At 35.2% G+C, this 23,811-nt stretch carries 22 protein-coding genes; 14 read left to right on the top strand and 8 right to left on the bottom strand.

Translation table 11 applies throughout. The annotated features are described in order from the left end of the window. Positions 1 to 148 precede the first annotated feature (148 nt). Positions 149 to 457 carry a hypothetical protein gene (locus VFM92_RS11175; RefSeq protein WP_325122308.1) on the top strand — a complete coding sequence of 103 codons (309 nt, stop codon included), beginning with the start codon at positions 149 to 151 and terminating at the stop codon, positions 455 to 457. 152 nt (positions 458 to 609) lie between these two features. Here VFM92_RS11175 and VFM92_RS11180 read toward each other — a convergent pair whose 3' ends face one another. Further along, a complete protein-coding gene (locus VFM92_RS11180; protein ID WP_325122309.1) occupies positions 610 to 1,128 on the bottom strand; it encodes a hypothetical protein in 519 nt (172 codons plus the stop codon). A 4-nt stretch (positions 1,129 to 1,132) separates the two neighbouring features. Beyond that, a complete protein-coding gene (locus tag VFM92_RS11185; RefSeq protein ID WP_325122310.1) occupies positions 1,133 to 1,741 on the bottom strand; it encodes a hypothetical protein in 609 nt (202 codons plus the stop codon). 469 nt (positions 1,742 to 2,210) lie between these two features. Between VFM92_RS11185 and VFM92_RS11190 the strand changes: the two genes are divergently transcribed. From VFM92_RS11190 to VFM92_RS11200, 3 genes are all read left to right on the top strand, one after another. Next, positions 2,211 to 2,684, top strand: coding sequence for a GNAT family N-acetyltransferase (locus VFM92_RS11190; RefSeq protein WP_325122311.1), 474 nt, complete (start codon positions 2,211 to 2,213; stop codon positions 2,682 to 2,684). Between the two features lie 65 nt (positions 2,685 to 2,749). Further along, positions 2,750 to 3,508 carry a YdcF family protein gene (locus tag VFM92_RS11195; RefSeq protein WP_325122312.1) on the top strand — a complete coding sequence of 253 codons (759 nt, stop codon included), beginning with the start codon at positions 2,750 to 2,752 and terminating at the stop codon, positions 3,506 to 3,508. Positions 3,509 to 3,574: 66 nt separating this feature from the next. After that, complete coding sequence (locus VFM92_RS11200; protein ID WP_325122313.1) at positions 3,575 to 4,300, top strand: alpha/beta fold hydrolase; 726 nt, start codon at positions 3,575 to 3,577, stop codon at positions 4,298 to 4,300. A gap of 209 nt (positions 4,301 to 4,509) precedes the next feature. Here the strand turns inward: VFM92_RS11200 and VFM92_RS11205 are convergent, their stop codons facing one another. From VFM92_RS11205 to VFM92_RS11220, 4 genes are all read right to left on the bottom strand, one after another. After that, complete coding sequence (locus VFM92_RS11205; RefSeq protein WP_325122314.1) at positions 4,510 to 6,546, bottom strand: pitrilysin family protein; 2,037 nt, start codon at positions 6,544 to 6,546, stop codon at positions 4,510 to 4,512. A gap of 27 nt (positions 6,547 to 6,573) precedes the next feature. After that, positions 6,574 to 7,902, bottom strand: coding sequence for a pitrilysin family protein (locus tag VFM92_RS11210; RefSeq protein ID WP_325122315.1), 1,329 nt, complete (start codon positions 7,900 to 7,902; stop codon positions 6,574 to 6,576). A gap of 325 nt (positions 7,903 to 8,227) precedes the next feature. After that, complete coding sequence (locus VFM92_RS11215; RefSeq protein WP_325122316.1) at positions 8,228 to 9,232, bottom strand: adenosine kinase; 1,005 nt, start codon at positions 9,230 to 9,232, stop codon at positions 8,228 to 8,230. An 80-nt stretch (positions 9,233 to 9,312) separates the two neighbouring features. Next, the gene (locus tag VFM92_RS11220) at positions 9,313 to 10,212 is read right to left on the bottom strand and encodes a glycerophosphodiester phosphodiesterase family protein (RefSeq protein WP_325122317.1); all 900 of its coding nucleotides are present in this window, start codon (positions 10,210 to 10,212) and stop codon (positions 9,313 to 9,315) included. Between the two features lie 106 nt (positions 10,213 to 10,318). Between VFM92_RS11220 and VFM92_RS11225 the strand changes: the two genes are divergently transcribed. The 3 genes from VFM92_RS11225 to VFM92_RS11235 are packed head-to-tail and all read left to right on the top strand — an operon-like array spanning position 10,319 to position 12,763. Next, positions 10,319 to 10,906, top strand: coding sequence for a hypothetical protein (locus VFM92_RS11225; RefSeq protein WP_325122318.1), 588 nt, complete (start codon positions 10,319 to 10,321; stop codon positions 10,904 to 10,906). Positions 10,907 to 10,923: 17 nt separating this feature from the next. Next, a complete protein-coding gene (locus tag VFM92_RS11230) occupies positions 10,924 to 12,207 on the top strand; it encodes a PQQ-binding-like beta-propeller repeat protein (RefSeq protein ID WP_325122319.1) in 1,284 nt (427 codons plus the stop codon). Between the two features lie 16 nt (positions 12,208 to 12,223). Further along, a complete protein-coding gene (locus VFM92_RS11235; protein ID WP_325122320.1) occupies positions 12,224 to 12,763 on the top strand; it encodes a hypothetical protein in 540 nt (179 codons plus the stop codon). A 633-nt stretch (positions 12,764 to 13,396) separates the two neighbouring features. On the opposite strand, the gene VFM92_RS11240 is transcribed toward VFM92_RS11235, so the two are convergent. Beyond that, a complete protein-coding gene (locus tag VFM92_RS11240) occupies positions 13,397 to 13,912 on the bottom strand; it encodes a hypothetical protein (protein WP_325122321.1) in 516 nt (171 codons plus the stop codon). Continuing rightward, positions 13,878 to 15,236 carry a carboxypeptidase-like regulatory domain-containing protein gene (locus VFM92_RS11245; RefSeq protein WP_325122322.1) on the bottom strand — a complete coding sequence of 453 codons (1,359 nt, stop codon included), beginning with the start codon at positions 15,234 to 15,236 and terminating at the stop codon, positions 13,878 to 13,880. Before VFM92_RS11245 ends, VFM92_RS11240 begins: the two co-directional genes overlap by 35 nt. A gap of 125 nt (positions 15,237 to 15,361) precedes the next feature. Here VFM92_RS11245 and VFM92_RS11250 point away from each other — a divergent pair, with 125 nt between their 5' ends. From VFM92_RS11250 to VFM92_RS11280, 7 genes are all read left to right on the top strand, one after another. Next, positions 15,362 to 16,759 (top strand): MATE family efflux transporter, encoded by a 1,398-nt coding sequence (locus VFM92_RS11250; protein ID WP_325122323.1) that lies wholly within the window; start codon positions 15,362 to 15,364, stop codon positions 16,757 to 16,759. Between the two features lie 265 nt (positions 16,760 to 17,024). Continuing rightward, on the top strand, positions 17,025 to 18,161 hold the full coding sequence (locus VFM92_RS11255) for a CoA transferase (RefSeq protein ID WP_325122324.1): 1,137 nt from the start codon (positions 17,025 to 17,027) through the stop codon (positions 18,159 to 18,161). 350 nt (positions 18,162 to 18,511) lie between these two features. Continuing rightward, positions 18,512 to 18,958: a division/cell wall cluster transcriptional repressor MraZ gene (gene mraZ, locus VFM92_RS11260; RefSeq protein ID WP_325122325.1), complete on the top strand. Its 447-nt coding sequence runs from the start codon at positions 18,512 to 18,514 to the stop codon at positions 18,956 to 18,958. Between the two features lie 5 nt (positions 18,959 to 18,963). After that, the gene (gene rsmH / locus VFM92_RS11265; protein WP_325122326.1) at positions 18,964 to 19,869 is read left to right on the top strand and encodes a 16S rRNA (cytosine(1402)-N(4))-methyltransferase RsmH; all 906 of its coding nucleotides are present in this window, start codon (positions 18,964 to 18,966) and stop codon (positions 19,867 to 19,869) included. Beyond that, positions 19,866 to 20,249 (top strand): FtsL-like putative cell division protein, encoded by a 384-nt coding sequence (locus VFM92_RS11270; RefSeq protein ID WP_325122327.1) that lies wholly within the window; start codon positions 19,866 to 19,868, stop codon positions 20,247 to 20,249. The genes rsmH and VFM92_RS11270 overlap by 4 nt, the downstream gene beginning before the upstream one ends. Then, positions 20,239 to 22,335, top strand: coding sequence for a penicillin-binding protein (locus VFM92_RS11275; RefSeq protein ID WP_325122328.1), 2,097 nt, complete (start codon positions 20,239 to 20,241; stop codon positions 22,333 to 22,335). Before VFM92_RS11270 ends, VFM92_RS11275 begins: the two co-directional genes overlap by 11 nt. Further along, positions 22,335 to 23,801, top strand: coding sequence for a UDP-N-acetylmuramoyl-L-alanyl-D-glutamate--2,6-diaminopimelate ligase (locus VFM92_RS11280; RefSeq protein WP_325122329.1), 1,467 nt, complete (start codon positions 22,335 to 22,337; stop codon positions 23,799 to 23,801). The genes VFM92_RS11275 and VFM92_RS11280 overlap by 1 nt, the downstream gene beginning before the upstream one ends. The last annotated feature ends 10 nt before the right edge of the window (positions 23,802 to 23,811 follow it).

The following is a 23,811-nucleotide window of genomic DNA, read 5'->3' on the forward strand; positions in this document are numbered from 1 at the left end:
TAACTTCAAAAGGATGATGAACATATGGAAATCATCTCTTTGGCTCTATTTACAAAAGATGTATCAAAGCTGTTTCATCTGTTATCAAAATTTTTTACCATTAAAAGGGATATATTATGGGGTTTTTAAGGGCTGACTAATTGGTAATGTGGAAATCAAAATTTTACCCGTAAGTCTATTTTTAGCTACGAAATGGGAAGCATTTAAAAACAGAGGTAATGACCCCAGAACCAGTCACGATTTCGAGGATATTATTTATATTTTAGACAATAATTTGGAAATAGTACAAGATATTCGAAATGCAGAAGAGGATGTAAAACTATTTTTGAAAGAAATGAGTATAGAAATGCTAAACCATGAATCAAGGAATGAAATTATAGAATGTCACCTTAACCCATTTACTGTTGGTGATCGTAAAGAAATTGTGATACAGAAGCTAGAAGAACTAATCAAATAAAAACTCTTCCCAATATTATTTATGAGATCGTAGTCTGTCATGAAGGCATACAATTTAAAGCCATATACATTTATTTCGAGAAGAACGTATAGTATACAAAGTCAAAAATAAGGAAATGAACAACTCATTTCCTCTTTGAATTACCTGTAAGTCTAATTTTTAGTATCGGATTTTTTAAATTCCTCTCGGTTATAAAATTCATCACCTTGTTGATGAGATTCATCAACTGATTTGTCTGGGAAATACTGTCCAAAAACTGTTATCTCATATTTACGATTCAAATCTGCACCTTTGCTAAATCTTCTGGTTTTGGCAAAAGTACTGTGATTGATTTCATCAGTGAGCACTGTTTTATTTTCCTCGTCCAGTTTCACTAATCCTATAGGAATGATTAGATGGTTTTCTCCTTCTTTATTAACAAATTCATGAGTGCCGCTTCCTGCAGATTCATTATACACCTCATGTCCTTCTTCTATCAGAGATTCGTCTACTTCGATGTCCAGATAGACCACTCGCTTTTTTTCTTTGTTTGCCAATAAGCCATCAATTTTTCCAATCGTACGCTTATCGGTATCTTTTACTTCCCATCCTCTGATGTCACTATAATCTGAGGCTACCTTATATTTGGAAAGGTCATCCAGGTAAAAAAGGTTTTTATCGTTATCTGACATGGTTCTAATTTTGTGGTGAGTTATTATTCATTTTTTCTAGCAAATCAGCAGACTTTCGGAAGAAATTTTTGACGTTTTCTTTTTGATCTAAAGTAAGCTCATCGGTTTCAATACCTGCTACAGCCATTTTTACTTCATCGGCTTCACCTGTTAAATCTGGAAAAGCATTCTGTTGAATGTTTTGTAAAGATTGGGACAAAACACCAGCTGCTTCTTTTATAGAATTGGCATGGCTAGTTTCGAAAGGTTCCTGAGTAATTTTCTCCAATAGCGTTTTTGCTCTATCTATATCCTTTTTGATATCATAGCTCATTTCATCAGCCATCGCATTGGTAGCGTTCGTTAGTTTCAAAAGAGCTTCATTGGTAAACTCATGATCAATTCCCATGTCGTCAGAATGGTCTTCCATAAAACTTACATAGGTGATAACAGTTGAATTATTCAAGGATTCTTGCCTGTTCCCTGTAGATTCTTCAGTTGTTTGATTTTGCATATCATCAGATTCATCATCATCATTAAAAGCAAATATGTAAATCAGAACGGAAATGACCACTAAGACTAAAATTATCCATGGCCATTTAGGCGTTTTTTTTTCTATTTCTATTTTGGCCATAATTATTATTTTTTTAAGGTTGTAAAAATTACAACGTTAGTATGTGATGTAAGGTTTTTATAAAAAATGTATTTTATTTAAGCTGTAAAGCGAAAATCAAATTTGTGAAGAGGGTATTCAAGCTATATTCGTGGGCATGGTTGATTGAGGCTTTAAACTGCATATCTATTTTCAAAACCTGAATTTTAGTTGCAATCAATTAAAGAAAATATAAATATGATTTTACCGATGATTATTTTACAAGAAAAAGTGATTCAAATGAATCATGAACAGGAGCTATAAGCTAAGCCTATTATGAAACCATGACATACAGTTATTAATTTATAAGTATATTTAGGCACTAGCTGTGAAACTGATTAAAGCGGAAGAATTGAATCTCAAGCAATTAGTTAAACAACTGATTGCTTAAAAAGGTATTTATTATTCCTAAATTTTTGTTGAATAAAACGCTTTGAGTTAATTTTGCGGAATGAACGTAACGATTAGAAAAGCAACTAAACAAGACATACCTCGCACTTTAGCATTAATCCAAGAATTGGCTGTTTATGAGCGTGAGCCAGATGCTGTCGTGATAGATGCTGACGAGTTAATAAAAGATGGCTTCGGTGATAATCCTGCCTATGGATTATTTGTAGCGGAAACTGAAAAGGAAATTGTAGGCATTGCTTTATATTATTTCCGATATTCCACATGGAATGGTAAAGTACTTTATCTGGAGGATTTAATTGTGACTGAATCCGAAAGAGGTAAAGGTTATGGAAGAAAATTATTAAATGCAATTTTGCAGGAAGCTGATGAGCAAGATTGCAGACTTTGCACCTGGCAAGTATTAGATTGGAACGAACCATCTATCAACTTTTACAAGAATATCGGAGCAGATTTGGATGAGGGGTGGATTAATTGTACCGTAAAAAAGAATCAGTTTAAGCAGATATATCAATAGCATGCCTTTACGCTTTTCCAACGTTTCAAACGTTGGAAAAGCTCTCACATCTATCCTCCTAACACATGTTTTTTATCCTTTCCAAAACCATTAGCTATTTGCTAATGCCTGCTACTTTAATTGGGTTAGCCTGGCTTGCATTCTTTATATTCCGCAAATGGAAATATCGTAAATATTTAGCTGTTTTAGGCTTTACTTTATTTACCATTTTCACAAATGATTTTTTAGCTAATTCTTTTTTAAAAGCCTGGCAATCAGAGCCTGCAAATCTTCAGGTAATTAAAAACAAAACATATACTTATGGTGTTTTACTCACCGGTATGACAAATACGCTGAAAGAACCGAAGGATAGAGTGTATTTTAATCAAAATGCAGATAGAATTCTGCAAGCTATTATGCTCCATCAGCAAGGTATAATTGATACTCTATACATTTCGGGTGGAGGAGCGACCGCCCTGAGAAAAGATTTGCAGGAAGCAAAGGTTCTTTCGACTTATTTGAAATCTATACAATTTCCGATGGAAAAGGTGGTTGTAGAAGATAAATCTCGGAATACAGTGGAGAGTGCGCGTATTGCATCTGATTTTATTGAGATCCAAAATGAAATTCTTCTTATTACGAGTGCATCCCACATGCCAAGAGCAGTGGGCTGTTTTGAAAAGGCTGGGTTTAAAGTTCAACCATATCCCACAGTTTTTCATACGAATGATGACTTGATAAGTCCTTCCATGTTTTTGCCCTCTCAGGAGGCTTTAATGAAGTGGAATATTTTATTTAAAGAATGGATGGGATATGGAGCTTATCGTTTGGCTGGATTTTTGTAATCCAAACAATGTAGCTTCTACGTAATTAAAAATAGGAACAAGAATTTATAATAAAGTATAGTAAAGATGAATAAAAAGAACTTAATTCTTCTGCATGGCGCCTTAGGCAGTTCGAAATCTTTTGAAAAGCTTACCCCTTATCTTTCTGATCAATTTAATTTGATTATGCCTGATTTAAAATGGCATGGAAGTAGAACTGAAGCTAATGGTTCCTTCAGCATGCAAGATTTGGTAGATGATTTGGAAAATATTTTATGCAAGGAGCATATTCAATCTGCAACAGTTTTTGGATTCAGTATGGGCGGATATGTTGCGCTATCGCTGGCATTGAAAAGAGCTGACTTTTTTGATAATATTATGACTTTAGGCACAAAGCTAGACTGGAATCCACAACAGGCTGCGAAAGAAACTGAAATGTTGAATCCTGATAGAATCAAGGAGAAAGTACCTCAATTTGAGCAACATTTAAAGTCGCTTCACGGAAAAAACTGGAGTAATTTGTGCGTACAGACTGCAGAAATGATGATTGATTTAGGGATTAATCCGATAATATCTATAGATAATATTTCAACTATTGCTCAGCCTATCCGCTTTGGATTGGGTGACCGAGATAATATGGTGAGCTTAAATGAAACGGTGAATTTTTTCAGAGCTTCAGTTGATGGTGAACTACAAATTTTTCCAAATTGCCAACATCCCATTGAAAAAGTTAATCCTAGATTGTTAGCTTCTTCTATTACAGCTTTTTCGAACAATTCTTACCATTCCCAGAAATTAGAAACCTTCATTTAATTAATAAGATCCTTAAATTAATTAGAGATTAGATCTGTTCAAGTCAGTATTTTTTGATTGAGAGCTACTCAATGGGTAGCTTATTTTCTTGCTTAATAGTTTTTAAGCTAATGGTCAGTAAATGGTCCATCCTTTAATATTGGAACGATATAAAAAAGCCCGAAAGAATTTGATTTCTTTCAGGCCTTAATTAAGAATTTGATCGTTTATTAGTTAAATGTATCTTCTTTAACTTCAATATTAACTTCAGCGGATTCTAAATCAGCATTCATTTGGAATCCTTGAGAAATAACTCTTAACTCAGGAATCATAATACCATCAACTTCTTTATAACTTTTAATTTCTTCTGAACCTTGAGCGGAGGCAGACTTCACTTTAAATCCTGATTCAACATCAAAGTATGAAGTGGTGGTTTGTCCTGAAGGCATCGTAACGGAAACTCCATAAGCTGGCTTGCCATTAATATCTTCTACATTTTTTAGTTCAAGTTTCACACCCATTTCATCGTAATGTAATTCCGGGAAAATCTTTGAACCAAATTTTAATCCTGCTTTAGCTGCTTCTGGTAATGGAACTTCATTGCCTTGTGAGAACACTTTCACATCATCTCCCTTTACCAATGTTTTGCTCATCACCATAGGGCCCATTGCCACTTCTTGTTTGAAGTTAGTGTTATTTTTAACTTCGATAATAGTTAATTTCTGTCCTTGAACACTAGCGTTATAAACGGTTCTGATTGACTTTACGGATTTAATTTTTTCTATTCCACCTAAAGCTTCAAAGTATTTATCCAACACTTTTTCTGCTGTTAAATCAGCTGGTAAAGCGCTTTTATCATTAGGATCATATTCATTTCCTTTTCGGTCAAAATATTTTACTTCCCCGAATTGGTCCAATTTATCAGCTATATCAGCACCTTTTCCTACTATCAAAATATTAGCACGATTTGGCAAAATATATTTTTTAGCAGCAGCTTTTACATCTTCTAATGTTACGGCTTCCAAACTTTTTAAATAATTTGCATAGTAATCTTCTGGTAAATCATAGCGTGCGGTGTTGATGGCAAAAGAAGCAACCGTTTGAGGGCTCTCTAAAGAGCGAGCAAAACCACCTGCTATAGATGCTTTTGCAGCATCTAATTCACTTTGAGTCACACCTTCTTCATTTATTTTCTTCAATTCAGCCATAAATTCATATACAGCACTATCCGTTACTTCATTTCTTACGCTTGCACTTGCAGTAAAGCTTCCCACTAGTTCATCTGAGCTTAAAGAAGATCTTGCACCATAAGTAAAGGCTTTGTCTTCTCTCAAATTTTGCATTAATCTGGAAGAAAATCCACCACCCAAAATCTGATTTAATACTCTAGCCGTGATTACATCATCACCTCCAATTGGAAGACTTACTGGGTAAGTAACATTTACGATTGACTGAACCGAAGCTTCTCTATCCACCAAAGCAACAAAAGTTTCTTCTGGAGGAGTTGGCATTTTGTATTCAGCTGAAGGAATTTCAGCAGATTCCCAATCGCTAAAATTTTTCTTAATTAATTTTTTAGCTTCTTTTGGAGTGATATCACCAACTATAGCTAAATACCCAATATTAGGTCTGAAGTACGTATTATAATATTCTTTGATTTGCTCTAAAGTAATATTTTCTACTGTTGCTTCTGTTTCAAATTCACTATATGGATGTTCATCACCATACACTAATTTACCTCTTACATTCGAAGCAATAGCATTAGGATCGTCTTTAGAAGCTGCTAAACCAGATAAGGTTTGTTTTTTCAATTTTTCTAGTTCATCCTCAGGGAATGCTGGGTTAAATAATACATCCTTCATCAATTCCATCAATTTATCCTGATGTTTTGTTAATGAAGTGGCATACATTCCCGTTGAATAAGTGCTGATATTGGCTCCTATGAAATCAATATCTGCATCTAATTCTGCTTTTGTACGGTTTTCAGTGCCTTTCATTAGCATTTGTCCAGCCATATTTACATAACCCGCTTTATCTTCTTCTAAGATTGGGTCACGATCAAAAGTTAATGAAAATGCAACTCGTGGTAATTTATGATTTTCTACTACGAAAACTTTCAATCCATTTTTTAATGTGAAAGTTGTAGGCTCACCTATGTTTATTTCTTTGGCAGGGCCAGGCTCTGGAGCGGTAGTCCTATCAACCTGTGCGAATGCAACACTTGCAGCTAAGGCGAAAACGAAACTTATATATATCTTTTTAATCATTATTTTTCATTTATAAAGTGAAACGACTTATTGGTTTTGTTGAGATTTTGGTAAATAATATAATACCACTCTATTCTCTTTAGTAAGATATTTATTGGCTACTCGCTTCATATCTTCTTTGGTCACTTTCATGAATCTGTCGATTTCTTCATTGATTAGATTAGCATCACCATAATAAACATGATAATTAGCTAAGCTTTCTGCTATTCCAGCCATTTGGCTATTGCTTAAAATGAAGTCATTCTCTTTTTGATTTCTGATTTTCTCAAATTCTCTGTCAGAAATTAATTCCTCTTGAACTTTTTTGATTTCGGCATCCATTGCAGCTTCTAATTCTTTTAAATCGCCACCAATTGTTGGTAATCCGAAAAGTAAATAAAGACCTGGATCTTCAGTAGAAAATGGAATTGCAGCTACTTGTAGTGCTTTTTGTTGTTCATCTACCAATGATTTATACATTCTAGCTGATTGCCCACCTGAAAGTGCTGTACTTAACATTTCTAATGCATAAGCATCTTCTGTCCCTTGTGCTGGCATATGATAAGCTTGAATAACAGCAGGTAATTGAATGTTATCGTATATGGTATCTCTAACTTCTTCTGTTTGTTTCGGCTCTACGATATCTGGTCTTGGAATTTCTTTGCCCCCTCTTGGGATTGGACCGAAATAATCTTTTACTAATTTTTTAGCTTCCTCGATTTCGATGTCTCCAGCGATTGACAAAGTAGCATTTTCTGGAACATAAAATGTCTCATAAAACTCAACAAACTCATCCAGAGATGCTGCATTTAAATGATCTAAAGAGCCAATTGGAGTCCATCTATATGGATGCACTGTATAAGCTCTTTTCATGATTTCTGGTAAGATAGTTCCATAAGGCTGGTTGTCATATCTTTGTCTTTTTTCTTCTTTCACTACTTCACGCTGCGTTTCAACTCCTATTTCCTGAATTTGAGCATGCATTAATCTTTCAGATTCTAACCATAATCCTAATTTCAGTTGATTAGATGGAAGAAGTTCGTAGTAATAAGTTCTGTCACTTGAAGTATTGGCATTGTTAACCCCACCTGCATTGGTGATGTATTTATCAAACTGGCCTCTTTCAATATTTTTAGAACCTTCGAATAATAAATGCTCGAAAAAGTGAGCGAAACCTGTACGTTCAGGATTTTCATTTTTTGAGCCTACATGGTACATTACTGAAACTACCACTATTGGAGTAGAATTATCTTGATGCAATATTACATGCATTCCGTTATCTAAATCGAATTCAGTAAATTCGATTTCTTTTTTTTGCGCTATTGAGCCAAAAGACATCAACAAACACAAAGACCCGATTATAAGTCTTTTCATCATAAGTTGGTTGTTTTTAATTTGAACTATATTTATAAATTATCTGCAAATGTAATACAAATATTACATCGATATTTAGAAATTATGTTAAATTTTTGTGGTGGTTTAAAGAGAGGATGATAGGAGATATAATGGTTTGTTTAATTAGTTTTCTAAGTACCATTAAATAATTATTACACCAGATGTGGCTCATTTCGCAGCAGCGAGAATTAAACCAAAAAAGCCTCTGAATTTTTTTTTTTCAAAGGCTTTTTTTAAGAATGAAGAGTCAAGAATTAAGGATCAAGATTAATTCAAATCCCACTTAATTAATGCCCTCAATTACTAATTAATTACTTTTCCACTTATTCAATATTTCTTTCGCATCCGGCCAGGTTAATCTTGGACCAAATTGCGTTACGATTTTTGAACTAGCCAAAGAAGCTAATTTTCCTGCATCAGCGTAACTGTGTCCATTTGTGATAGCAAATAAAAACGCACCGGCGAACATATCTCCTGCTCCATTGGTATCTACAGCCTTAACTGGATAAGGCTCAATATCTATAAAAGTATCTCCATCATAAATTAGGGCTCCATTTTTTCCTTGCGTTATCGCAAATCTTTTGGCTACTTTCTTTAATCCTTCCTTAATGCCCTCGATATCTTTTTTTCCTGTAAATAAAGCCGCTTCTTCTTCGTTGCAGAATAACAAATCTACGCTAGCACCTACAACAGATTCCATTTGCTCTTTGAAGTATTTTACCATAGATGGGTCGGAAAAAGTTAAGGCTGTTTTAACGCCATTATCCTCCGCTATTTTCTTAGCTTTTTTCATAGCAGCTAATCCGCTCTCTGAAGTCACTAAGTAGCCTTCCAAATACAAATATTTTGAATCTTTAAGTGCATATTCATGAATTTCCTTTTCAGAAAAATCAGCAGTAATACCCAAATAGGTATTCATGGTGCGCTCTGCATCAGGAGTAGTCATGACCAATACTTTTCCAGTAGTGCCAGTTGGTGCAGTTTCCGGGGTCAAAACAGTATCAATACCATTCGCTTTCAAATCATTTAAGAAGAAAGCGCCTTCTATATCTTTTGCTACTTTGCAAGAATAAAAACTTTTAGCACCTAACTGGCTTGCTGCCACTAATGTATTGGCAGCAGAGCCTCCGCCTTGCATATTTTCTTCGGTAATTTTCATGGAGTTGAGCAATTCTGCCTGACGCTCTTCTTCCACTAAGGTCATTACACCTTTTTCTACTTTATTTTCAAGTACGAATTCTTCAGAAACTTCGGTGATAATATCCACAAGGGCATTTCCTATTCCGTAGATATCATATTTTTTGTTGGACATAATAGTTAATTAATGATTAGTAATTACGAATTAGTAGTTTGAATTCAATAACTTCTAATTCTTAAATTGAGATGGCAAAATTAAGGATTATTGCGGAATTTGTCGGCTAAATCTGGATAATCTGTAATGATGCCATCAACGCCTATTTTCAGCAGTCTTGAAGCATCCTTTTCTTCATTTACTGTCCAAGGGATGATTTTTACACCTTTTTCATGTAGGGCAGTCACCATTTTTTTATCCACTAAATGATGGTACGGGCTATAAATTTCCGGTATGAAACCTAATTCTTCAAATTGCTTTTCCCAGGCTCCGCTTTCGTATACCAGTGCAGCTAAAGGAACTTTAGGATAGGTTTTATGGAAGTGTTTGAGTACATCAAAATCAAAAGATTGGATGTTCCATTTATCTTTTGGGTATTCCATAAATAGTACCTTGAAAACTAAATTATTGAATTTTCTGATGTCTGGATGGTATACATTCTGCATGCCATCTTCATATTTTATTTCCACATTCATATGAGGAAGCTCTTTTCCTTCTTTTTCACAATAGGCAATTGTTTTTTTGATGATATCGTAAAGAAGTGGCTTTGGAGAACTGACAGGTTTTTGATGTGGGAAATCAGGATTTGGAATACTACCACAATCAAATTTTTGTAATTCATTGTAAGTCATTTGATAGATATTCCAGTTTTTTTCTTCCGCTTCAGATATTGGGTTTCCGGCAGAGTCCAGGCAAATTTTATGATTTAAGAATGGCTCATGAGAGAGCACTACTTCTTCATCTTTGGTAATGACTACATCCATTTCCAAGGTCGTCATGTTTTGGTCTATGGCATATTGAAAAGCGGCCCAGGTATTTTCAGGATAAACTCCTCTGGCTCCTCGGTGGCCTTGCCAATCTATGTTTTCGTAGGAAGTGTGTTCTGTAGTACAGCTGATAAAGATCGGAATTAAAGATAGTAGGATCAATACATTTTTCATTGACTAAAGTTGGTAGAATCCTTTATTATAAACAATTTTTTTTCGCGGAATTTTATTTTCCGTGACAACAAGTACGTTTGTATAAGGCTGATCAAAACTAAACATTTTGATAACGGAAGATCAAAATTTTGTAGCTCTTTTATTAACTGCATATAATGAAGTTGGAAACTCTTACAAGGCCACTGCAGATGGAATTAATACAGGTGGGACTCCTCTTTGCTGGGACAGTTGCCGGGACAGAAAAAGACGAGAAAAAGAAGCTTGGAATGCGGGCGCAGATTATATACGAAGGGGCTGGGAAATTGCTTGGAATAATTTAACTGGTGCTAGATATATAGAAACATATACTTATTCATACCAAGATTATGTATGCGATGCAGGTGGGCTTCAGCCTCTTAAATTACAACCAATGCCTGATGGAACGTGTCTTACTGATTATAACAATGATTGTGAAAGTAATTGTCGCTGGCTCACAAAAACAGCAACCGGAACTCGATGGGTGAATGGGCCTGGCGATGGATTGATTAAAAGAAGTTCTCAAGAAGCCATTGCCTCAGCATATAGTGGATTAAGCAGGGAGTTACGAGGTGCAAATCATTTAGAGATGCCTTATCACGCAGCGACACGGGAGCTTCTTAGAGTATCTTTTGAAACAAACAACAATGGTAGCTTTTTTAGAACAGCTTCAAGATGAGAATGAATAAAATGAGAATGAATAAAATTTGTATGCTTTTTACTGGCTTTGTATTTTTTGCATGTTGTAATGAAGCAGAGGAAGTTATTAATCACAACATCATCCGAAATGAGGATGATGTTGTAATTGATATGAAACAATATCAATGGAAAATTGATGTTTCTGATGATGATTATCTTTGGGGGAATTTAATCCCGCACAGGTATAAAAATACTGTGATTTTGCCAGGTTCAAAAAATGAAAGTAGTCACTACATATTAGGGGTTGACATTTTTACAGGAGAAGTCCAATATAAATGGCTTAAAACCAATAGAGCGCATACCTTATCCTTTCGTGATGATGGAGGCCTAAATCAAAAAGATAATTTGTTGTTGTTGCAGGATAGGCACACCACTATGCTTTTTGACTTGGCAAATGGGACTGAAAAGTGGATAAAATCAAGAGATATGAGTCAGGCTTTTCAGTCAGAAATACACGGGGATGAATTTTATTTCTCTGCTGAAGAAAAAAATAATGAAGATGTTTCTGAGCCATACATTTACAAAGGGCAGCTAGGTTCAGGTGACTCAGAATTAATTACCTCACCACCAATAGACAAGATACAACTATTTTCTAACTTCTATGGTTCAATTTCACCCATTAGTATTTTTAGTAGGGATGGTGATTTATTTTCACTCTTTGGGTTTATGGAAAATTTAGATGTATATAATAATAATAGTTCACTTGGTTACGTGGCACTTTATAATTTATCAAAAGGTGAATACGTCTATGATAAAAAACAAGTGGGGGATACTCTATTTTTAGGCTTAACTGAAAAACCTGCTATTTTTGATGATGTAGCAGTAGTAAATGCCAGCGATGAACTCTTCGGAATTGACTTGAAAACAGGAGAAACCATTTGGCATAGAAATGAATTTCGAAAGGGGGGTGAAGGTACTTTTGTTTTCCAAGAGTATGACGGACAATTCTTAGGTATTAACGTAGGGGGTAGTGTAGATAGGATTGTAGCCATTAACCCGGAAACCGGAAAGAATAATTGGGAAATTTTAGGTGCAGGTGGAGATGCTGAAACCTTTCAGATATTGGATGATAAGTTGTTTTTTGTGAGCAGAGGTACTGGTAGGCTTTATGTTTACGATTTAAAATCTCAGAAGCTTTTAGTTGAGTATGAGTCAGAGGATATTGACTTTTTCACAGCTTGGGGGGGCATGAAGCCTTTTATAGTAGATGATAGGTTGTTAATAGTTATCTGCACTTACCTTAACGCTTATTGTTACGATTTAAGTTTTTTGATGAATTAACCTTAAAAATAAAAAAATGGGAAAAATAATTTGCTTATGCCTTGTTTTGTTCCTTTCATTCAAGTCAGAAGCACAAAAAACGTTTATTTCAGTAGGTTACTCTGACAGTAGACTGCAGGAAAGTTATTTTTACACGCCAAGGGGAACTAACCTAAGTATTAGTTATGATGTTGTATTTTTTAAGTCAAAATTCAAGTCCATTAATTCAATTAATGTTTCATTTTTATTTAGTGAAATGGACTCTGAATTTCTTCCTGCTTACACAACTGTTTTAAGTGTTAGTCCTAAACTAGGTTTTGATATTCTACAATTTGGCAGATTTCGAATAACTCCTTTTTTCGGACCCTTTGGAGCTTGGGTAGCGGGTATTGAAACGGAAACTATATTAAATCAGGTAAATGTCCGTAACGAATTCAGGTATGGATTCGATACAGGACTGATTGTTGATGTTCGCTTAAAGGAAAATTGTGTGTTAAGAGTTATTCCATGGAGTTTACAATATGGTAATGATTTTTTTCGACAGGGCATTATTCAGATAGGATTGAACCTGAACTGACCTATTCCATTAAAAAATACCTTTTATTCTTTCTGCAAAAGGTGATCTGAAATCCATCATCTCGCAGTTCATTGATCATATTTCTAACTGTTTTTTCAGAGCAATTAAACTTGTAGGCCATAATAGTTGGGGAGTCAAAAGCTCCCTTGCCTATTAATTCTTTGATGTAATTTATTCGGGTAGTGTATTCTCTTCTATTCATGGATTTTGGTTAAAATATAGGGAAATAATTAATTAATCGGCTTTTCTTAATTTTTTATGTCCAGTACATGTTGTGGTGCCTCCAACTTGCGTTTATAAAAGTCATTCCGTTAGGGTGCTCACAATCTCCTTCACTTCTTTGACAACATATTCCATCATATCCCGAACTTGCGTTGGTTGTGTTTCCAATAAACAGTGTGCTTCCAGCAATAACTAAAGCACCAATTAAGATTTTTAATTGATTTTTCATAATACTCTAAATTTTGGTTAACTAATTAATTAAAATTCAATTAAAAAAAACATAGTCAATAGCAAATTTTTTATTTTTTATTTATTCAATATGAAAATATAAGTCTATTATATGAATAAATTTAATTGATAGATATAATGAAGTTGCTGATATTAAAAAAGTCTATTTTTTAATATGTTGATTTATCTTGATTGATAGCCAGTAGGTATCAGCGGATTTCCTTCATCATAAGGATTGAAATAAAGCGTATCAGCCTTTTGAATTTCATCTTTGGGATAAACTATCCACATGTCCAGTAAGCCGTATTTTTGCTCTGGGCCAACAGTTCTGCTGTTTTTGGTTTTAAACGGGCAGCAGCTTCTCACTCGTTTATATTCTATTGGGGTGCCGTCTTCAAATTCCAATGCGTTTAAAAAGCGCATTCGATAGGTACCAATATCTCTAGGCGTAGTTACGCCCACAAAAATGGGTTTTTCAGGACTTCTTCCATAATCTTTATCAGTTGATTTTTCTGATAATATCATGGTCGTAGAATCTTTAGTGACGGGATAATATGCTCTCGTATTTTTCTGGTCTGTATATTCAGGATAATCTTTGTCAAACTTTGTTTTGGGAGTTCGACAAGCACTGAAAACAATGACTAAAAATATAAAAAGGAAAAGATTACGGATTAATAAATAATTCTTTGTTCTGCTCATTACTTTGAAGGTCTTTTTTAATTTTTTGGTTAATCGGGTTCAGTTGGATGATATTCAAATCATCAAATGAGATGTTATATCTTTTAGTCGGCTCGGTATAATAAATATCTTCGTCCAAATACATTTGGTCCTCGCGGTTAATTTTTTCAAAATCCCGCGTCTCTATCACATACCATTCATTTACTGAATAAATTCCGCCTTTTTCTCCTTTTGAATTCCAAAAATCAGATGATTTGGCTGTACCCAACAAACCACCTGTATTTGTTCCCATTGACATATCCTTAATGTAATGTGTATAATACTTCCCGTCTTCTTTTCGCTTTTTATATTCTATATAATAATAAGCCCTTGTAGAGTCTCGAATAGAATTGTTTCTAAAGGTGCCCGCTTTCCCATACTGAAATCTTTCATGAGAAATAACCGCCATGTCATTTCTGGAAATGATAAATTTTCCGTAGGCACCTAACCATTTTCCGAAAACAGGTTTGGTTAATGGCTCTATACTAATTTCAATAAGCTCATCATTTTCTGTTTTATATTTATTAGTGATCTCAAATAGGCAATGTTCCAGCATTCCTTTGTGAAGAAAACGTGTAATCATTTCTTTTCTTTCTTTGTATAATCTGGGGTTTAGTATTTTCTCTGTCAAGTCTGCATTTTTACCACCCATCGGCTTGATAGGGTTTTTCTTGTTGATATAATAAGGTCCGGAGTCTTGGTAAAGCCAATCCGAAAGCTCATTTCGAAAATTCTGGTCGCGGTTTTCTTTGCTTTTTCTGATTTGAATTAATTCATATTGAGTGAGATTTGAGTTTTTCCTAAATTCTCTGTCGCTCATCAAAACGATAGCTTCAACTGCCCTTTTATAAGTTGAATCCTGTACGGTTGCCTCTCTGTAAAATGCAAGTTGAGAGTAATTTTTCGAGGGATAATTTTTCCGGAGCTTTTTAATAACCTGCTCCATAAAATAGCGAGCAGAATCAAAAGTTCCACTTACTTCAACTTCAGCTAATGAAATGCGGTCATTTTCTAAAGTGATTTTATTAATTCCATCAGTTCCTAATGAGGATTTTTCAATGAGTTGAGGCTTATAGCTGACTGATGTGATTTTAATACGGTTGATATTTTCTGGTATCTTTAATTTAAAGTATCCTGAATCATTGGAGATGGTGCCCATAGTTGTTCCATCTAAGACGATATGCGCATAAGGAACAGGTCTTTGTTCTTTGTCAATGATTTTACCAATTATATTTTGAGCATTAAGAGATAGTGATGAAAGGGTGAACAATAGAAATAAGCAGCGTTGAGTGAGGTTGATGTTCATAATGTATCCAATAGTTCATTAGATTTTAAAACTATTTAAATTATCACGAATAAACTAATCTCATAGGGAAGACAAATTGAAATTTGAATAATAATTCTATTATTTTTGTGCGTTAAAATGAAAGAATGCTCCAAAGAATCCGGAAATATGTCGTATTTCTTCAGTATGCTATAAAGGGTACTAATGAAGATTTAACTAATATTAAAATTAGTCGAGCCATTATTCTATTGTCAGTTCCGATGGTTTTGGAAATGGTGATGGAATCATTATTTGCGGTAGTAGATGTGTTTTTTGTCGCTCAAGTCAGCACCAATGCAGTGGCAACTGTTGGCCTGACAGAATCCGTAATCACCATAGTTTATTCTTTGGGAATAGGTTTAAGTATGGCCGCAACTGCTATGATTGCCAGAAGAATAGGAGAGAAAAAGCAAAAGGAAGCTTCTCATACAGCTGTTCAGGCCATCATTTTAACCTTAGTTGTTTCTCTAGTTTTAAGCGTTGCAGGATTTATTTATGGTGAAGATATTCTTCGCTTAATGGGTGGAGAAGAAGAACTAATACAAGAAGGGCGATGGTACACTAAAATTTTATTTGCCAGTAATGGCACCATCATGTTGCTGTTCTTGATTAACGGTATTTTTCGTGGTGCTGGAAACGCATCTATAGCGATGCGTGCTTTATGGATTAGTAATATTCTCAATATGGTACTCGACCCGCTTTTTATTTTTGGCTGGGGACCTGTTCCGGCTATGGGCGTCACAGGAGCGGCCATTGCAACAGCTATCGGTAGAAGTGTTGGAGTTGCCTATCAAATCTATCATTTGTTGAAAGGAACAGGTATCATTACAGTTTCTTTTCAGCATATCAAACCCGATTTTGCTATACTTAATAGAATAGTGAAAATTGCCTCAGGTGGAGTTGGACAGTTCCTTATTGAATCCGCTAGCTGGATATTTTTGGTTAGGATTATATCCAATTTCGGTAGCGAGGTATTAGCGGGCTATACTATTGCACTCAGAATTATAATTTTTACTATCCTGCCTTCCTTTGGAATAAGTAATGCCGCAGCTACTTTAGTAGGGCAAAATTTGGGCGCTAAACTTCCCGATAGAGCAGAAAAATCAGTGTGGTTGGCAGCGCGTTATAATGTTGTTTTTCTGTTCTCCGTTTCCTTGATTTTCTATATTTTTTCAAATGAAATCGTAGGGATATTCACTGATGTGGAGGCAGTAAAAAAAGAAGCAATAAAAGCCGTTCGTTATATCTGTTTTGGCTATATTTTCTTTGCGTATGGTATGGTACTAAGTCATGCCTTCAATGGCGCTGGAGACACAAGAACTCCAACTATTATCAATTTTGTCAGCTTCTGGGTCTTCCAGATTCCATTAGCTTATTTTATGGCAAATAATTTAGGATTAGGCTCAGATGGCGTTTATTTAGGGATAGTTTTTGCTTTCACTCTTTTAGCCGTCATTTCAATAATCTGGTTCAAAAGAGGGAGGTGGAAACTGAAGGAGGTTTAATTTATTTAGTATGCAAATGATGATTAACTTTATCTTAAAGTAATCCAAAATTGCAATTCTATCGCTAGCGTCTCGCTAGTGATGGTTACTTGTTCCTCTGGCACTGAATAAATCGAGCTGCTTTAATAGCAAAAAGTGGTGTTTTAAAATTAATTTCCGACTGAGGCGGTAGTATTTTCCACTAGTCGGAGGCAAGCGGAAGAAAACATTTTTAAATTTGGATTGCGAAATTTATGCCATTGAGCCCTGACTTTAAAAACTAAGCATGCCTCCAATCTTCAAAAATCTACGCGTAATCGAATTAGCCAATGTTTTAGCAGGCCCATCTGTAGGCCAATTTTTTGCTGAACTTGGAGCTGAAGTCATCAAAATAGAAAACCCCAAAACGAAAGGAGATGTTACCCGCTCATGGAAGCTTAAAAGTGAAGATTCTGAAAGCTCAATTTCTGCTTATTTTTCGGCTGCCAACAGTGGAAAAAAATCAATTGGGTTGGATATAAGCAAAGAAGAAGATTTATCCATTCTTTATAAATTAATTACCAAATCTGATGTGGTAATTGCCAGCTACAAAGCTGGTGATGCCGAGAAATTGAAGGTTGATTATCAGTCACTTAAATCAATTAATCCCAAAATTATTTACGGACAGATTACCGGTTATGGCGATGAAGATGTACGGGTTGGATATGATGCTATTATTCAGGCAGAAAGTGGATTCATGAGCATGAACGGAGAGCCACACGGAAATTCATTGAAAATGCCAGTAGCGCTAGTGGATGTTTTGGCTGCCCATCATTTGAAGGAAGCTATTTTGTTGGCTTATATCAATTTTTTAAAAACCAATGAAGGTGCTAAAGTATCCGTTTCCTTATTAGAATCTGCCATTGCTTCACTAGCCAATCAAGCCACCAATTATTTGATAGCAGGACATAATCCACAAAAAATGGGAGCGGAGCATCCTAATATTGCGCCCTACGGAACGGTTTTGAAAACAGCCGACCAAAAAGAAATCCTTTTAGCAGTAGGTACAAATCCTCAATTTCAAAGACTTTGTGAAGTTTTGGAAATAGCTGAAATGTCTAGTGATGAAAGATTCAAAACCAATATTTTGAGAGTAGAAAATAGGAAAGCTTTAAATCAATTATTGATGGAGAAAGCTAAAATATTTCCATCTGCCATCTTAATTCAGAAACTAAAAAAAGCCCAGGTTCCAGCTGGAAAATTGCAGACAGTTTCAGAAGCTATGCAAGGAAAAGACGCTGAAAAAATGTTATTAAAATCAAGTGAAAAAAGCTTCGGACTAAGGAATTTTGCTGGCGATTTATCTTTTATGGAAAAATCCTCCCACCTTGCCCCACCTCCAGAATTTGACCAGCATAAGGCGGAAATTCTGGCTTTAATCTAGTTTTTTAGAAGTTTAAATCAGAAATTCTATTTTGAAAAATTACACGCTCAATTTCTTTCGGATATTTTGTTTGTATCTGATAATCAAAAACTTATAATTTTTTGTTTTTCAGGGCTGTTAATTTATAAGGCATTGATATTCAATTAGTTGTAAAATTATTATGACATCATTTTCTGAAGTTATGCTCTAATTAAAAACTTCTATTCAACGCTTTTGAGCCTGTTTTCTTTGTCTTTTCAATGGCTACAGTGTAATCTTTTGAAGAAAAGTGTAAAAAAGTGGGGGAAAGTGGTATGAAATGTCGCATATTGTTTTAGCTTTGCATATAAGAAATTGTGTAAACTATAAGCATGGCATTCTTCACCGGTGAATATGATTGTAAGCTAGACGCCAAAGGGCGCATGGTCTTGCCTGCCAAGATAAAGAACAGCCTTCCTGAGGGAAGCGGTGATGAATTAGTAGTGCGCAGAGGGTTCGAGCCTTGTTTGGTTTTATACCCGATGCTCGAATACAAAAAGATTTTTTCAAAGATTGCCGGCTTGAATGAATTTAATGCAGAATATAGAAATCTACAGCGTAATTTCTTCAGAGGCAATGCAATCGTGGAACTCGATAGTGCAGGTAGAATTTTGATTCCTAAAAATATGATGGCTTTTGCCGGATTGGAAAAGGAATCAATAGTAGTGGGAATGGGAAATCGAGTTGAAATATGGGATGCATCAAAATATGATGATTTTCTCATTAAGGACCAGAAAGAATTTTCTGATTTGGCTGAGAAACACCTTTTTGAATCTTAATCCCTATGAGCGAATATCACGAACCGGTTATGTTACAGCAATGTCTGGACGGATTGGCTATTAAGCCGAATGGCATCTATGTGGATTTAACTTTCGGGGGTGGCGGTCATTCAAAAGCTATTTTAGAAAAAATCACAGACGGAAAATTATTAGGCTTCGATCAGGACCAAGATGCGGAAGTGAATGCAGATGCAATCAATCACGAGGGGTTTGAGTTTGTGCAAGCTAATTTCCGTTATGTAAAGAAATATTTAAAATTATACCGTATCAAGCAAGTTGATGGGGTTTTGGCTGATTTGGGAGTTTCATCCCATCAGTTTAATAAAGCAGAAAGAGGATTCTCTACTCGTTTTGATGCGGAATTGGACATGAGAATGGATCAACATGCCCCAGTAACGGCCAAGCAGGTTCTAAATGAATACAGCGAAGCAGATTTACATAAAATTTTCGGGCTATATGGTGAAGTTCGAAATGCGAAAACTTTAGCTTCTGCTATTGTTTCGGCTAGAGTGGCTAGCCCTCTCAATACGATAGGAGAGCTAAAAGAAATATTAGGAAGATTCGCCAAGCGCGGAAGAGAAAATAAATATTATGCACAGGTTTTTCAGGCACTTAGAATTGAGGTGAATGAAGAATTGAAAGCTTTGGAGGAAGCTTTATTGCAAATGGAAGAAATAATTAAGCCAGGTGGTAGATTAGTAGTAATGAGCTACCACAGTCTGGAAGATAGATTGGTGAAAAATTACATTAATAAAGGGAAATTAGATGGTGAAGAAGAAAAAGATTTCTACGGAAATGTTTTAAAACCTTTTAAAGCCATCAATAGAAAGCCTATTACTGCAGAAGATGAGGAGTTGGAATTCAATAATAGGGCTAGAAGTGCAAAATTGAGAATAGCTGAAAAGTTATGAGCGAGAATACTTTTAAACAAAAGGACAAAAACAAAGCGAAGAGTTCAGCTACGGGAAGTATTTTCTCCAAGCTGGATAAAACTTTGGGAGGTAATAATTCCGAAGGCGGATTGCCTGTTCATTATCTGCCTTATGTTTTATTCTTTGTGGCTATGGGTATTTTTTATATTGGCAACACTCATTATGCAGATAAAACTACTAGAAAGATAGATAAACTGCAACAAGAAGTAGAGGATTTACGAGCGGATTATACTACACTAAAATCAGAATATATGTTTGCTTCCAAGCAATCGGAAGTGGCAAAAAAGGTAAAGAAATTAGGATTAAAGGAGTCAGAAAAGCCACCATTTAAAATAATAGTAGAAGAAGGTGAATATTAAGAAGTCCATATTGCTCAGAGTACGAATTGCATTTTTGGCGATTGTCATTTTTGCTGGAGCTATTATGTACCAGATTTTTCATATTCAATGGTTGGAAGGTGATAAGTGGCAAAAGATGGCTGAGGAAATTAATATGAGTTATCAGGAAGTGAAAGCTACCCGTGGGAATATTTATTCTGATAACGGAAGCTTGTTAGCTACTTCTTTACCTTTTTACAAAGTAGCTTTTGACCCTACCATCGCAGATGAGCAATTATTCAGAGAGAATATTGATTCTTTGAGCTTAATGCTTTCCAAAAGTTTTGGGCAGAATTCTACCTATTATAAACAAAAAATTACTTCAGCCAGGCAAAAAGGAAAGCAATATATTTTCCTATCCAATGAATTAATCGGTTATCAAAAGAAAAAGGAAATGGAAAGCTGGCCTATTTTCCGTGAAGGAAGATTGGCAGGTGGTGTTATTTTCACTAAAACTGATAAAAGATTTCGACCTTTCTCCAATTTGGCATTTAGAACCATCGGATTTTTGAATGAAAATGATTACGGTGCCGGGCTAGAATACAGCTTTAATAAATATTTAGCAGGAACAAACGGTAAAGCATTATTTCAAAAAATTTCAGGAAGCAGCTGGAGACCGGTAAATGATGGTTCTGAAATCAGACCTAAAGATGGTTTTGATATTCAAACTACAATTGATATCAATTTACAGGATGTAACAGAATCTGCTCTTTTGCGACATTTAATTCGCCATGATGCTGACATGGGATGTGTAGTGGTAATGGAAGTTAAAACAGGTGAAATTAAAGCTATATCTAATTTGAAAAAGCTCTCAAATGGGAAATATGGTGAAGTTTATAATTATGCAGTAGGAAGCCAAGGTTTAAGAGAACCTGGCTCTACCTTTAAATTAGCCTCCTATATGGCGCTTTTGGAAGAAAAAAACATTCAACTGACCGATTCAATCGATACTGGAGATGGCGAATATATGTTCTATAAAGATAAAGTTAGAGACCATAAACCAGGTGGATATGGAACAATTTCAATCCTTGATGCTTTTGTAAAATCATCCAATATTGCTATTGCTAAATTAATTGATGAGACTTTCCGTGAAAATCCGCAACGTTTTTTGGATTATCTAAAAACCATGGGATTAACTCAACCGCTTGGTTTTCAAATGATAGGAGAAGGGAAGCCCAACATCCCGCCAATCAGTCAATGGAGTGGTATTACTTTGCCATGGATGGCTTATGGATATGGTTTGGAATTGACTCCTTTGCATACTCTTACGCTTTTTAATGCGGTGGCCAATGATGGTAAAATGATTCGTCCACTCTTGGTAAAATCTATCAAAAGAACGGACACGGAAATAAAAACTTTTAAAACCACTGTGATTAATAATCAGATTTGCTCAAAAGAGACTTTAGAGAAATTAAAAATTATGTTGAAAGGCGTGGTTCAAAATGGAACAGCTTCTAATATCAAAAATGCCGAATACAAAATTGCTGGTAAAACAGGAACTGCCCAAAGTTTAATAGATGGTCGGTATGTTCGACAATATTATACCTCATTTGCTGGTTATTTTCCAGCGGATAATCCCAAATATTCAGCGATAGTGGTAATGGATAATCCTAAAGGTTATCAGCAATATGGCTCTGATGTGGCAGCACCTGTTTTTAAAGAAATTGCAGATAAAATATTCGCACTCGATTTAAATATGCATGAGGAGTATGAATTAGAAGAAAAGCCTGAAAAAGGCATTTTTCCTGTAGTTCAAGCTGGCAATAAACAAGATTTATCTTCCATGTTAAATTATTTAGGGGTTTCCAATCATGCAGATGGGCAAGAGTTGGAATGGGTAAGAGCTTCTATTCATAATAACTCCATTAAATGGGAACCGAATAATAAGCATCAACAAGGATTGGTGCCTGATGTGAGGGGTATGACTTTAAGAGATGCACTTTATTTATTGGAAAATACAGGTTTAAATGTTGTAGTAAAAGGTGAGAAAGGTAGAGTGAATTCACAATCACAATACCCAGGCTCAAGAGTATTGAAAGGAAGTACAATAAAATTAGAAATTGGTTAGTGGCGAACTTAAAAGACATATTATACAAAGTAAAATTAATCAGTGTTTCTGGTGCTACTGATATTGCTATTGATGCTATTCAGTTTGATTCCAGGATTGTGGGTGCTGGCGATGTCTTTGTAGCCATTAAAGGAACACAGGTAGATGGTCATGAATATATTTCTAAAGCTGTCACCCAAGGTGCGGTTGCCATTGTCTGTGAGGATATTCCAATGGATATCCACCCATCAGTGACTTATGTACAAACTGATAATTCAGCTAAAGCTTTAGGGATTATGGCTGATAATTACTTCGGTCATCCTTCAGGCAAACTAAAATTGATAGCAGTAACAGGTACAAATGGCAAAACCACCACTGTAAGTTTGTTGCATCAGCTTTTTATGAATTTGGGTTTTCATACGGGTATGATTTCCACGGTTCAGAACCAGATTAACAATGCAGTTATTCCTGCTACACATACTACTCCAGATGCAATTCAGTTGAATTCCCTTTTAAAGAAAATGGTGGATTCTGGCTGTAATATAGTTTTTATGGAAGCAAGTAGCCACGCTATCGAACAGGAGAGAATGGCTGGTTTAAAGCTATCAGGAGCTGTTTTTACCAATATTACACATGAGCATTTAGATTATCACAAAACCTTTGATAATTACATAAAAGCCAAGAAGAAATTATTTGATGATTTACCTTCAGACGCTTTTGCTTTAGTAAATGTGGATGATAAAAGGGGGATGGTAATGTTGCAAAATTGCAAAGCATCAAAATATACTTATTCCTTAAAAATGATGGCGACATATAAAGCCAAGGTTTTAAGTAATTCATTGCAAGGACTTGAGCTCAATATAGACCAAAAGGATGTTTGGTTTAGGCAAATTGGCTATTTCAATGCTTATAACCTTTTGGCTTGCTATGCAGCTGCACATTTGCTGGAGGAAGAAAGTGAAGAAATATTAATGCACTTATCTCAAATCGAGCTGAAAAACGGAAGATTTGAGCAGGTACCAAATAATGCAGGAATCACTGCTGTTGTAGATTATGCCCATACGCCCGATGCTTTGGAAAATGTTTTACAAACCATTGATAATATTAGAACAGGTAACGAACAAGTGCTAACCGTAGTTGGATGTGGAGGAAATAGAGATACAGTAAAAAGACCTTTGATGGCAGAAATTGCTTGTAGATTTAGCGATAGAGTGATATTGACCTCTGATAATCCTCGACATGAAGAACCAGAAGCAATCATTGCAGATATGCAAAAAGGAGTTCCAGTTTCTCAGGTGAGAAAGGTTACCAATCTTCCAGATAGAAAGGAGGCTATAAAATTAGCGTGCAGTTTCGCCCAAAAAGGGGATATCATATTAGTGGCTGGAAAAGGTCACGAAACTTATCAGGAAATAAAAGGAGTGCGAATCCATTTCGATGATAAGGAAGTAGTAAGCGAAATGTTGAATTTGATACATAATAAATAAAAAAAGAGAA

It is taken from the genome of Marivirga sp. (assembly GCF_035704835.1).
In the GTDB taxonomy this organism is placed as follows: domain Bacteria; phylum Bacteroidota; class Bacteroidia; order Cytophagales; family Cyclobacteriaceae; genus Marivirga.

What these genes read in the sequence shown, in the direction of transcription:
- VFM92_RS11195 (WP_325122312.1), top strand. Translation starts at nt 2,750, where the DNA reads ATGTTTTTTATCCTTTCCAAAACCATTAGCTATTTGCTAATGCCTGCT.
- VFM92_RS11180 (WP_325122309.1), bottom strand. Translation starts at nt 1,128, where the DNA reads ATGTCAGATAACGATAAAAACCTTTTTTACCTGGATGACCTTTCCAAA.
- VFM92_RS11245 (WP_325122322.1), bottom strand. Translation starts at nt 15,236, where the DNA reads ATGAACATCAACCTCACTCAACGCTGCTTATTTCTATTGTTCACCCTT.
- VFM92_RS11220 (WP_325122317.1), bottom strand. Translation starts at nt 10,212, where the DNA reads ATGAAAAATGTATTGATCCTACTATCTTTAATTCCGATCTTTATCAGC.
- VFM92_RS11205 (WP_325122314.1), bottom strand. Translation starts at nt 6,546, where the DNA reads ATGATTAAAAAGATATATATAAGTTTCGTTTTCGCCTTAGCTGCAAGT.
- VFM92_RS11190 (WP_325122311.1), top strand. Translation starts at nt 2,211, where the DNA reads ATGAACGTAACGATTAGAAAAGCAACTAAACAAGACATACCTCGCACT.
- VFM92_RS11210 (WP_325122315.1), bottom strand. Translation starts at nt 7,902, where the DNA reads ATGATGAAAAGACTTATAATCGGGTCTTTGTGTTTGTTGATGTCTTTT.
- VFM92_RS11235 (WP_325122320.1), top strand. Translation starts at nt 12,224, where the DNA reads ATGGGAAAAATAATTTGCTTATGCCTTGTTTTGTTCCTTTCATTCAAG.
- VFM92_RS11230 (WP_325122319.1), top strand. Translation starts at nt 10,924, where the DNA reads ATGAATAAAATTTGTATGCTTTTTACTGGCTTTGTATTTTTTGCATGT.
- VFM92_RS11200 (WP_325122313.1), top strand. Translation starts at nt 3,575, where the DNA reads ATGAATAAAAAGAACTTAATTCTTCTGCATGGCGCCTTAGGCAGTTCG.
- VFM92_RS11250 (WP_325122323.1), top strand. Translation starts at nt 15,362, where the DNA reads ATGCTCCAAAGAATCCGGAAATATGTCGTATTTCTTCAGTATGCTATA.
- VFM92_RS11255 (WP_325122324.1), top strand. Translation starts at nt 17,025, where the DNA reads ATGCCTCCAATCTTCAAAAATCTACGCGTAATCGAATTAGCCAATGTT.
- VFM92_RS11270 (WP_325122327.1), top strand. Translation starts at nt 19,866, where the DNA reads ATGAGCGAGAATACTTTTAAACAAAAGGACAAAAACAAAGCGAAGAGT.
- mraZ (WP_325122325.1), top strand. Translation starts at nt 18,512, where the DNA reads ATGGCATTCTTCACCGGTGAATATGATTGTAAGCTAGACGCCAAAGGG.
- VFM92_RS11215 (WP_325122316.1), bottom strand. Translation starts at nt 9,232, where the DNA reads ATGTCCAACAAAAAATATGATATCTACGGAATAGGAAATGCCCTTGTG.
- rsmH (WP_325122326.1), top strand. Translation starts at nt 18,964, where the DNA reads ATGAGCGAATATCACGAACCGGTTATGTTACAGCAATGTCTGGACGGA.
- VFM92_RS11185 (WP_325122310.1), bottom strand. Translation starts at nt 1,741, where the DNA reads ATGGCCAAAATAGAAATAGAAAAAAAAACGCCTAAATGGCCATGGATA.
- VFM92_RS11240 (WP_325122321.1), bottom strand. Translation starts at nt 13,912, where the DNA reads ATGAGCAGAACAAAGAATTATTTATTAATCCGTAATCTTTTCCTTTTT.